Genomic DNA, 10,270 nt, shown 5'->3' on the forward strand with positions numbered 1-10,270 from the left:
TGCATCAGCCAGCGACCGGCCTGACCGGGCGCTTCATCGAGACGGTTAATCATATGTAGCGTGTATTCTCCGCTGATCATATGTGCGAGCTTCAGTTGTACCAGCCGTCCGGTGTCCAGATCTTCACGAATCATTTCTTCCGGCATCGAACCCCAGCCCAGACCCGCACGCAGCAGCATATGCTTGGCACCCAGATCGCCGAGACGCCAGTCGCGCACGGCAATCACGCCGAAATTTTGCCCGCTAGTGAGTTCGCTGCGATCAGTCAGCACCAGCTGCGTGTAATCGCGTGCAACTTCGGTTGGAACGATGCCTTCTATTTGCGCCAGCGGGTGTGTGGGCGCAGCGACCGGCAGCATTGTGATGGAACCGGCCGGCTGGCTCTGGAAGGTATCGGCGAAATCGAGCATGGGACCGGCAATGCCGATCTGGCAGATGCGCTGGCCGACCAGATTCATCACTGCACCCAGCGCTTCTATGCGCAGGCGCAAGGCCACGGTCGGAAATTGCTGCTGGAATGCCTGCAGGGCGGCAACCAGTCGGCAATTGGGGAACATCACATCGACTGCGATCGAAACTTCCGCTTCCAGACCCTGCGCCAGCGTTTTTGCGCGCGCCCGCATTGCATCGACTTTCAGGCCGACAGTGCGTGCATCGGCCAGCAAGGCTTTGCCGGCTTCGGTCAAGGTTGGTTTGCGCTTGCTACGGTCGAACAGCGCGACATTCAACTGTGCTTCCAGATTGGCAATCGTATAACTGATGACCGACTGCGTACGGTGCAATTCGCGTGCGGCACGTGAAAAACTGCCGTAGTCGATGACTGCGACAAATACGCGCAATTGGTCCAGCGTCGGCGTTCCGGGATCTCTCATATCTAAAAAATCGATGCTAACAAGTTAAACAATGTGGGTTTTCTTGATGCTAATCCTGTCTTACGATGGTTGCAACAACACGAGCCGTGTTTTTTAAGCAGGAGCAGGTTGAAAAGCCGCGCTGCCCATCATCTGACAAGAAAGCGAGTTTTATCATGACCAAGATCCTTAACATTAACAGCAGTGTCCGTAACGGCGATTCGATTTCACGCAAAGTGACGACCGAATTCATCAATAAATGGAAAGCAAAGGACGCCAATGCAGTCGTCGTTGAGCGCGACTTGGCAGCGCAACCCTTGCCGCATATCGATGGCAGCACGCTGGGTGCATTTTTTACGCCAGCCGAGCAGCGCACGCCCGAGCAGGCGCAAATCGCCACATTGTCGGAAACGCTGGTGCAGGAATTGTTCGACGCCGATGTGATCGTGATCGGCGCCCCTATGTACAACTTCTCCATCACTTCGGGTTTGAAAGCATGGATAGACCACGTGGCACGCGCCGGGGTAACGTTCAAGTACACTGATAAAGGTCCGGTAGGCCTGTTGACGGGAAAAAAAGTGTATATCTTCACTGCCAGCGGTGGTATTTACAGCGAAGGCCCGGCGAAGGTTATGGACTTCAATGCGACTTATTTACGCACCGTACTGGGCTTTATCGGCTTGACCGATGTGACGATTATCAACAGCGAAGGTGTGGCAATGGGTGAAGAAGGTGTCAATAAGGCATTGGCAAAAACCAGCAACACCATCAACGAATTGCTGCCAGCCTGATATCCTTCGTCTTTCGTGCAAAAAAAGCAGCCGATGCCGATAAGCGGTAACGGCTGCTTGTGCTGTTAGATTAAGACTGACCAATGACTACTAGCCTTACTTCCGTCCCTGCAGCAGCGGCTGTTCTTCCTGCCGTTGAGCTGGACTATGTTGCCTCTTGCGAATTACCCATGCCGTGGGCAAAGTTTCGCCTGCACGCTTTTACCGAACCGGCAACCGGCAAGGAACATGTCGCCATTACGCTGGGCGACGTCGCCAATGGTGAGCCGGTCTTGGCGCGCATACACTCCGAATGCCTGACCGGCGACGCCTTGTTCAGCCTGCGCTGCGATTGCGGCCCGCAACTGGAAGCGGCATTGCAAAAAATCGCTGAAGAAGGGCGTGGCGCCTTGTTTTATTTGCGCCAGGAAGGGCGCGGCATTGGTCTGGTGAATAAAATCCGTGCCTATCAATTGCAGGATGCCGGAGCCGATACGGTGGAAGCGAACGAAGCGCTGGGTTTCAAGCCGGATCAGCGCAATTACCGCTTGTGCCTGCCTATGCTGCAACATTTGAAAATTTCCAGCTTGCGCCTGATGACCAATAATCCGCGCAAAATTACGGCGATGGAACAGCTCGGCTTGAAAGTAGTGGAGCGTGTACCGCTGGTCATCACACACAATCCGTTCAACGAACGTTATCTGACGACCAAGGCAAACAAGCTCGGCCATTTGTTTTAAGCGTTTGCCATCCAAGTAAGCGTCTGCTTCATTTGAACGTACTCTTTATTGGCGGACGGGCAATGCGTTTTTCAGAAAATGCATATGCTGTCTGCTTTTGAAGCCGGTTGTCAGCAGCGTGCAAGCCTTCGTCCGTACAATCGACATATGAGTTCCCCTCCCTCCCCTGATGCAGCATCGACTGCCCGCAAACTGTTCCTGATCGGTTTGCTGATAGGCGTGACCGGTGCGGTACTGTTCTCCACCAAGGCGATTGTCGCCAAACTGATTTACCGCTATGACGTCGATGCAGTGACATTGATTGCCTTTCGCATGATGTTCTCGCTACCGTTTTTCATCGTCATCGGCATCTGGAAATCGCGCAATGCGACGCCTCTGAGCGGCAAGGAAAAATGGCAGATCGTATTGCTGGGCTTGATGGGTTATTACCTGTCCAGTTTTCTCGATTTTCTCGGGTTGCAATATATTTCCGCCGGCCTGGAACGTCTGATCCTGTTTCTGACGCCATCTTTCGTTTTGCTGATTTCGGTTTTTCTGATGAAAAAGAAAATCAGCGCCATCGAATGGGCGGCGCTCGGCACCTCCTATCTCGGCACCGTACTGGTGTTCATGCATGATGTGCGGGTTGGCGGCAATGGCGTGGTACTCGGCAGTGTGCTGGTGCTGTGTAGCGCAGTGTCTTACGCGATTTATCTGGTCGGCACCGGTGAGCTGGTGCGCCGCGTCGGCGCCTTGCGCCTGGTCGCCTATGCGATGTGCGTTTCCAGCGTGGCGTGTATCGGGCAATTCTTTTTGCTGCGTCCGACCTCGATGCTGATCCAGCCGATGGCGGTCTACAATCTGTCGATGATCAATGCTTTTTTCTGCACGGTCTTGCCAGTCTTTTTGACCATGATTGCAGTCGATCGTATCGGTGCGGCAACTGCTTCGCAAGCCGGCATGATAGGCCCGGTTTCAACCCTGTTCCTGGCGGCGTGGATATTGGGCGAACCGATCACCGGCATACAATTGGCCGGCACCGCACTGGTCTTGTGCGGCATTTATCTGTTATCCAAAAAACGCGCGTAGGAGTTTGCGATGGATCTGGGAATTAAAGGAAAAACCGCGTTGGTATGCGGTGCCAGCCGTGGTTTGGGGCGCGGTTGCGCCGAAGCACTGGCGGCCGAGGGCGTTCATGTCACGCTGGTGGCGCGCAATATCGAGGTGCTGGAAGCGACGGCGGCGGAAATTCGCCGTTCTGCAAGCGGTGTCATCACGATTGTCGCTTGCGATATCACGACAGCGGAAGGGCGTGCACAGGCTTTGTCCGCTTGCCCGCAACCCGACATTCTGGTCACGAATGCCGGCGGCCCGCCAACCGGCGATTTTCATGACTGGACGCGCGACGACTGGATAGCCGCGCTGGACGCAAACATGCTGACGCCGATCGAACTGATCAAGGCAACCGTGGATGGCATGATGGCGCGCGGTTTCGGGCGCATCGTCAACATCACCTCGAGTGCGGTAAAAGCGCCGATCAGCGCCCTGGGTTTGTCGAATGGCGCGCGTTCCGGCCTGACCGGCTTTGTGGCCGGGCTGGCGCGCAAGACGGTGGCGCAGAATGTGACGATCAATAATCTGCTGCCCGGACCTTTCGAGACAGATCGTTTACACTCGATCTTTAACGAGGCGGCCAAGTCCAGTGGCAAGTCGCTGGATGAAATCAGCGCAGCGAGAAAATTGTCGAATCCGGCCAAACGTTTCGGCACGCGGCAGGAGTTCGGTGCCACCTGTGCATTTTTGTGCAGTCAGCACGCAGGTTACATGACCGGACAAAATATCCTGCTCGACGGTGGTGCTTACCCCGGTACTTTTTAAAATGCGGTAGTTCCCGCCCATTCGTTCCTATTCATTCACAAGCGAGAATTCATGACCAAAGCAATCAGGATCAACAAAACTGGCGGACCGGAAGTGATGGAGTATCTGGATGTGGAGCTTGCGGCGCCGGGTCCGGGCGAGGCCTTGATTCATCAAATGGCGTGCGGCTTGAACTACATTGACGTGTATTTCCGTACGGGTTTGTATCCGCAGACTTTGCCGGCCGGCCTCGGCATGGAAGGCGCCGGTGTAGTGGCGGCTGTCGGTGAGGGTGTGACGCACGTCAAAGCGGGCGATCGCGTTGCCTATGCAGGCGGCCCGCCTGGTGCGTATGCAGAGTCGCGCGTATTGCCGGCCAAGGTGCTGGTTAAATTGCCAGCCTCTATCGATTTCGAGACTGGCGCCGCCATGATGTTGCAGGGATTGACGGCACAGTATCTGCTGCGTCGTACTTTCCGGCTGCAAGGCGGAGAAACGATTCTGTTTCATGCCGCCGCTGGCGGAGTCGGCCTGATCGCCTGCCAATGGGCGCGCGCGCTCGGCGTCACGATGATCGGCACCGTTGGTTCGGACGAAAAGGCAGCATTGGCCAAGGCACATGGCTGCACGCACACAATTAATTACAACACGGAAAATTTTGTCGAGCGTGTGAAGGAGATCACCAACGGCGCCGGTGTGCCGGTGGTGTATGACTCGATCGGCAAAGACACGTTTACCGGTTCGCTCGATTGCCTGTCGCCTATGGGCATGCTGGTCAGCTACGGCAACGCATCCGGCCCGGTACCGCCATTCAGCCTGACGGAACTGGCTTCGCGCGGTTCGCTGTTTGTCACTCGCCCGTCGGTATTCACCTATACTGCCAAGCGCGACGATCTGGAGCAGATGGCGGCTGAATTATTCGGCATGGTTGAAAGCGGCAAGATAAAACTCAGCATCAATCAGCGTTATGCCTTGAAAGATGTGGCGCAGGCACATATCGATCTGGAGTCACGCAAAACCACCGGCTCCACAATTTTGATTCCCTGAGGTGAAGCAATGCAAGAGTTAGATACAAGCGACAAGTCGCAGGCAGAAGAACAGTCGTCCGTTTCAGACGGTACGCCCAAATTCGGGCGCTTGTTGTTGTTGCTGGCATGTGCCGTCGCCTTGATTGTGGCAATTACTCTCGGTTCGCAGGCGTATTACACGCCTTGAATGCTGGCGCTGGATAGCGCGACAGTTTTTTCCGGCAAAAAAATGGCGGCTTGCATCAGCAAACCGCCATTTTCAATTGATGTGCTTGATCCGCTGCCTTGCTGCATGCGCGGATGCGCAGAAATATCGTCTTCCTATTCCTTGTCTTTAATTTCCAGATTCACGCGGCGCGGTACGCCGTTGCGCCCCGGGAAATCACTGAACGCGCTACGCACCATATACGGCATGGCGAATGCCATCGAGCCATTGCCGCCATCGCTGTTCACCGTGACGTCGTACAGTTTTTTGCCATCCTTGCTGCGTGTAATCAGAATATTGAGCTGACGCTGGAATATCTGGTATTGCACCTCGCGATATTGCGTAACCGGGCCGGGATACCAGAATGGATCGTAGTACGGACCGTAATAACCACGCCATCTTGGGCCGTAATAAGGGTAACCGTAGCCGTACGGCCAGTATGGATCTACAAGTACCGGTTCGATTGCGGTGACATCGCGAGCATCAATACTGTAATCCAGTGCAACCTTCAGATTGGCGCCGCGCGGGTTTTGCGCTTCGGCAAAGCCGAGGCGGCCCAGTTCCGTACGCACCAGATTTTCATAGCTGCGATATTCGAGATCGTTAGTCTGTTCGGACGTGCGGTCAAAAACATAGGTTTTATTCTGCAAATCAGCGGGCCATTCATGAAATGCAACGACATCGCTTCTAACGAATGAAGCGCAACCGCTCAATAAAGCACTAATTACAGCAATGAACACCCATAAACTGCGACGCATTTTTTATTCTCCTTGATGCTATACACACAGGATAACGGCACTGGTGAAAAGAATCGTTACATTTTGTAAATCCCATGCATTTTTTCTTTGTTGTCTATCTGGCTACGTCAGCAAACCGAATGCCTGTTTGCCGCGCCTTTACTATAGACACGCTACAGACAAGCAGATTCCATTTTCAATCCCATGATTGGTAAAATGGGCCTTTGCTTCACTCCCACCGAATCCTATTCCTATGCGCACTGACACATCCCCCGCGATTTATCGCAAAGATTACACGCCACCAAGTTATTGGGTTCGCACTGTCCAGATGGGGTTTGACCTCGATCCCGCCGCAACCAGCGTGGCAACGCGGATGACGCTGGAGCGTAATCCGGCCAGCAAGGAGCAGGCGCTGGTTTTATTTGGCGAAGAGCTGGAACTGGTGCAAATCCGCTTGAATGGTAAAACTTTGTCCAGCCGCGATTACGCGCTGAAAGAAGGTGTGTTGCGCATTCCGGTCGCGCTGGACCAGATCACGCTGGAAATAGAAACGCTGATCAGGCCGGACAAAAATACTTCGCTGATGGGTTTGTACGTCTCGAACGGCAATTTTTTCACCCAATGCGAAGCCGAAGGTTTCCGCAAAATCACCTACTTCCCCGATCGACCTGATGTGATGGCGCAATATACGGTCATGTTGCGCGCGGACAAGAAGACATATCCGGTCTTGCTGTCGAACGGCAATCTGATTGAAGAGGGCGACCTCGGCGATGGCCGTCACTATGCCTTGTGGGAAGATCCATTCAAGAAACCGTCCTATCTGTTCGCACTGGTGGCTGGCCAACTTGTGTGCCAGGAAGAAAAAATCAAGCTGCAATCCGGTCGCGAAGCCTTGCTGCAGGTATGGGTAGAAGACGGCAATCTGGACAAAACGCAGCACGCGATGGATTCGCTGATCAACAGCATACGCTGGGATGAGCGCCGTTTTGGCCTGGAACTGGATCTGGATAGGTTCATGATCGTGGCCGTCGGTGACTTCAATATGGGGGCGATGGAAAACAAGGGCTTGAATATTTTCAATACCAAGTATGTGCTGGCCAATCCGCGCATCGCAACCGATGTCGATTACGCCAATATCGAAGCGGTGGTCGGGCATGAATACTTCCATAACTGGACCGGCAACCGTGTGACCTGCCGCGACTGGTTCCAGTTATCGTTGAAAGAAGGCCTGACCGTGTTCCGCGATCAGGAGTTTTCCGCCGATATGATCGGCACCGACAGCGGCCGTGCCGTCAAGCGTATCGACGATGTGCGCGTGTTGCGCCAGGCGCAGTTTCCGGAAGATGCGGGCCCTATGGCGCATCCGGTGCGTCCCGATTCGTTTGTTGAAATCAGTAATTTCTATACCGTCACGATTTATGAAAAAGGCGCCGAAGTGGTGCGCATGTACCAAACGCTGCTGGGACGCGATGGGTTCCGCAAAGGTATGGATCTGTATTTCAAGCGACATGATGGGCAAGCGGTCGAATGCGACGATTTTCGCGCCGCGATGTCGGCGGCCAATGGGCGTGATCTGACGCAGTTCGAGCGCTGGTACAGTCAGGCAGGCACGCCGCGTGTGAAGGCGAAGACTGTCTACGACCCCGTGCAAAAGACGTATGACATCACTTTGTCGCAGTTTTGCGCGCCGACTCCGGGACAGGAAAGAAAGCAGTCGTTTCATATTCCTGTTGCATTGGGTTTGCTCGATAGCAGCGGCAAAGACATGCCATTGAAGCTTGACGGCGAAGTCGTCGCGACCGGCACGGTGGTGCTGGAATTGACTTCGGCGCAGCAAACTTTCCGTTTTACTGATGTGAGTGAAATGCCGGTGCCGTCCATGCTGCGCAATTTTTCTGCGCCTGTGGTGCTGGAATACGACTACAGCGAAGAAGAGCTGGCTTTCCTGATGGCGCACGATAGCGATGCCTTCAATCGCTGGGAGGCTGGCCAGCGTCTGGCGACACGTCGCCTGCTTGCATTGACGACTGCTGTACAGAAGTCGCATGCGCTGGATATCGATCCTGCATTGAGCGAGAGCCTGCGCGCGACCTTGAATGACAGGCAGCTCGACCCTGCTTTCCGCGAGACGGTACTGACCTTGCCGGCGGAAACGGTCATTGCCGAACAAATGGATGTCATCGATCCGCAGGCAATTCACACGGCGCGCCGCTTTTTGCGTCAGTCGCTGGCGCAAGCCTTGCGGTCGGATTTTGTTGGCGCATATCAATCCAGTCAAACCGACGGGCCTTACAGTCCTGATGCCGGTTCGTCCGGCAAGCGTGCATTGAAGAATCTGGCGTTATCTTATATAGCGGAGCTGGACGATGCTGATGCACACACGCTGGCTCAGGCGCAATGCGATGCCGCCGACAATATGACCGATCGCATGGCTGCTTTGTCGGCGCTGACGAATAGCCAGGCGCCGGGCAAGGCTGCGGCACTGGCCAGGTTCTATAGCGATTTCGAGCAGGAACCGCTGGTGATCGACAAATGGTTCAGTTTGCAAGCCATGGCGCGTACGGCCGATGTCGCTGCCGTGCGAGCATTAATGCAGCATCCGGCGTTTTCGATCAAGAATCCGAATCGTGCCCGCAGTCTGATATTCAGTTTCTGCAATGGCAATCCATCGCGTTTTCATGCTGCTGATGGCAGCGGCTATGCGTTTTGGGCAGAGCAGGTGATTGCGCTTGATGCAATCAATCCGCAAGTGGCGGCACGTCTGGCGCGCAGCCTGGATCGCTGGCGCAAATATGCGCCTGCCTTGCAGGAGAAGATGCAGGCGGCACTCAATCGTGTGGCGGCAGCCAAACTTTCCAAGGATACGAAGGAAGTGATCACGAAGTCGCTTGCAGCCGCCTAGTTCCCCTGTCCTTCTATATAGAGAAGCATACAATTGCCGGTTAAAACGGCAGTCAATGTAGTTTGATTAAGAGTAAAGGACGTTATGAAACGCATCAGCCTCACGCAATACCTGATAGAAGAGCAACGCCTGCATAACAACATCCCGGCGGAATTGCGCCTGTTGATCGAAGTTGTCGCCCGCGCCTGCAAAACCATTAGTCACGCCGTCGGCAAAGGCGCACTCGGTGAAGTGCTGGGCAGCGCACAGAGCGAAAACGTACAGGGCGAAGTGCAAAAAAAGCTCGACATCATTTCCAACGATATCTTGCTGGAAGCGAATGAATGGGGCGGTCATCTGGCAGCCATGGCCTCGGAAGAGATGGAAACCATCCATCCGATTCCAAACCGCTATCCGATGGGCGAATATCTTTTGCTGTTCGATCCGCTCGATGGCTCCAGCAATATCGATGTGAATGTATCTATAGGTACGATTTTCTCGGTATTGAAAGCAGCAGACGGCATGCATACGGCAAAAGAAGCCGATTTCCTGCAGGCAGGCAGCAAGCAGGTAGTTGCCGGTTATGCAGTATATGGTCCGCAAACCGTACTGGTGCTGACGACAGGCAACGGCGTGCAATGCTTTACGCTGGATCGTGAAATGGGCTCGTGGGTGATGACGCAGAAGAATATGCAAATCCCTGCGGATACCAAGGAATTTGCCATTAATGCGTCGAATGCACGCCACTGGCATGCGCCGGTCAAGCGTTATGTCGATGAAATGCTGGCAGGTACGACAGGGCCGCGCGGCAAGGATTTCAATATGCGCTGGATTGCCTCGATGGTGGCAGATGTGCATCGCATTCTTAACCGTGGTGGTGTTTTCATGTATCCGGCCGATGCGCGTGAACCGGACAAGCCAGGCAAGCTGCGTTTGATGTACGAGGCGAATCCAATGGCGTTTTTGGTAGAGCAGGCAGGTGGTGCGGCAACTGATGGTCAGCAACGTATATTGGATATCCAGCCGGAAAAGCTGCATCAGCGTGTGCCCGTGTTCCTTGGCTCCAAGAATGAAGTTGATCTGGTGACGAGTTATCACAAGACAAAGTAATGCTTCTGTATAGAGGCAAATCCTTTTGAATTAAAGCGTTCTTAAAAAGAATTGAAGTATTTTCCCGAAAGGGGTTGCAAAGGGTTTGGGTGCTTGCTATAGTTCGGCTCCC

10 protein-coding genes are annotated in these 10,270 nt (G+C 54.2%); 8 read left to right on the forward strand and 2 right to left on the reverse strand.

The features are described from left to right. Positions 1-872 (reverse strand): LysR family transcriptional regulator (locus ABWP27_RS10525; protein WP_353156392.1); only part of this gene is annotated, 872 nt, incomplete at its 3' end. Between the two features lie 155 nt (positions 873-1,027). On the opposite strand from ABWP27_RS10525, the gene ABWP27_RS10530 reads away from it, so the two are divergent. From ABWP27_RS10530 to ABWP27_RS10555, 6 genes are all read left to right on the forward strand, one after another. Then, positions 1,028-1,642 (forward strand): FMN-dependent NADH-azoreductase, encoded by a 615-nt coding sequence (locus ABWP27_RS10530; protein ID WP_353156395.1) that lies wholly within the window; start codon positions 1,028-1,030, stop codon positions 1,640-1,642. An 83-nt stretch (positions 1,643-1,725) separates the two neighbouring features. Beyond that, complete coding sequence (gene ribA, locus ABWP27_RS10535) at positions 1,726-2,361, forward strand: GTP cyclohydrolase II (protein ID WP_353156397.1); 636 nt, start codon at positions 1,726-1,728, stop codon at positions 2,359-2,361. A 147-nt stretch (positions 2,362-2,508) separates the two neighbouring features. Continuing rightward, entirely contained in the window at positions 2,509-3,429 is a 921-nt protein-coding gene (locus ABWP27_RS10540; protein ID WP_353156400.1) for a DMT family transporter, read from the forward strand. 9 nt (positions 3,430-3,438) lie between these two features. Further along, positions 3,439-4,218: an SDR family oxidoreductase gene (locus ABWP27_RS10545; protein WP_353156402.1), complete on the forward strand. Its 780-nt coding sequence runs from the start codon at positions 3,439-3,441 to the stop codon at positions 4,216-4,218. A 51-nt stretch (positions 4,219-4,269) separates the two neighbouring features. Further along, positions 4,270-5,244 carry a quinone oxidoreductase family protein gene (locus ABWP27_RS10550; RefSeq protein WP_353156405.1) on the forward strand — a complete coding sequence of 325 codons (975 nt, stop codon included), beginning with the start codon at positions 4,270-4,272 and terminating at the stop codon, positions 5,242-5,244. Positions 5,245-5,253: 9 nt separating this feature from the next. Next, on the forward strand, positions 5,254-5,412 hold the full coding sequence (locus tag ABWP27_RS10555) for a hypothetical protein (protein ID WP_353156407.1): 159 nt from the start codon (positions 5,254-5,256) through the stop codon (positions 5,410-5,412). 134 nt (positions 5,413-5,546) lie between these two features. Here ABWP27_RS10555 and ABWP27_RS10560 read toward each other — a convergent pair whose 3' ends face one another. After that, positions 5,547-6,188 carry a DUF4136 domain-containing protein gene (locus ABWP27_RS10560; RefSeq protein ID WP_353156410.1) on the reverse strand — a complete coding sequence of 214 codons (642 nt, stop codon included), beginning with the start codon at positions 6,186-6,188 and terminating at the stop codon, positions 5,547-5,549. 232 nt (positions 6,189-6,420) lie between these two features. Here ABWP27_RS10560 and pepN point away from each other — a divergent pair, with 232 nt between their 5' ends. Together pepN and ABWP27_RS10570 are read left to right on the forward strand one after the other, a co-directional pair. Then, entirely contained in the window at positions 6,421-9,069 is a 2,649-nt protein-coding gene (gene pepN / locus ABWP27_RS10565; RefSeq protein ID WP_353156413.1) for an aminopeptidase N, read from the forward strand. An 84-nt stretch (positions 9,070-9,153) separates the two neighbouring features. Beyond that, the gene (locus tag ABWP27_RS10570; protein WP_353156416.1) at positions 9,154-10,158 is read left to right on the forward strand and encodes a class 1 fructose-bisphosphatase; all 1,005 of its coding nucleotides are present in this window, start codon (positions 9,154-9,156) and stop codon (positions 10,156-10,158) included. The last annotated feature ends 112 nt before the right edge of the window (positions 10,159-10,270 follow it).

The sequence above is a fragment of the Herminiimonas fonticola genome (genome assembly GCF_040395855.1).
GTDB lineage: Bacteria > Pseudomonadota > Gammaproteobacteria > Burkholderiales > Burkholderiaceae_D > Oxalicibacterium > Oxalicibacterium fonticola_A.

Bases quoted from the DNA above. Each gene is read 5' to 3' on its own strand.
- ABWP27_RS10530 (WP_353156395.1), top strand. From the start codon at position 1,028: ATGACCAAGATCCTTAACATTAACAGCAGTGTCCGTAACGGCGATTCG.
- ribA (WP_353156397.1), top strand. From the start codon at position 1,726: ATGACTACTAGCCTTACTTCCGTCCCTGCAGCAGCGGCTGTTCTTCCT.
- ABWP27_RS10540 (WP_353156400.1), top strand. From the start codon at position 2,509: ATGAGTTCCCCTCCCTCCCCTGATGCAGCATCGACTGCCCGCAAACTG.
- ABWP27_RS10545 (WP_353156402.1), top strand. From the start codon at position 3,439: ATGGATCTGGGAATTAAAGGAAAAACCGCGTTGGTATGCGGTGCCAGC.
- ABWP27_RS10550 (WP_353156405.1), top strand. From the start codon at position 4,270: ATGACCAAAGCAATCAGGATCAACAAAACTGGCGGACCGGAAGTGATG.
- ABWP27_RS10555 (WP_353156407.1), top strand. From the start codon at position 5,254: ATGCAAGAGTTAGATACAAGCGACAAGTCGCAGGCAGAAGAACAGTCG.
- ABWP27_RS10560 (WP_353156410.1), bottom strand. From the start codon at position 6,188: ATGCGTCGCAGTTTATGGGTGTTCATTGCTGTAATTAGTGCTTTATTG.
- pepN (WP_353156413.1), top strand. From the start codon at position 6,421: ATGCGCACTGACACATCCCCCGCGATTTATCGCAAAGATTACACGCCA.
- ABWP27_RS10570 (WP_353156416.1), top strand. From the start codon at position 9,154: ATGAAACGCATCAGCCTCACGCAATACCTGATAGAAGAGCAACGCCTG.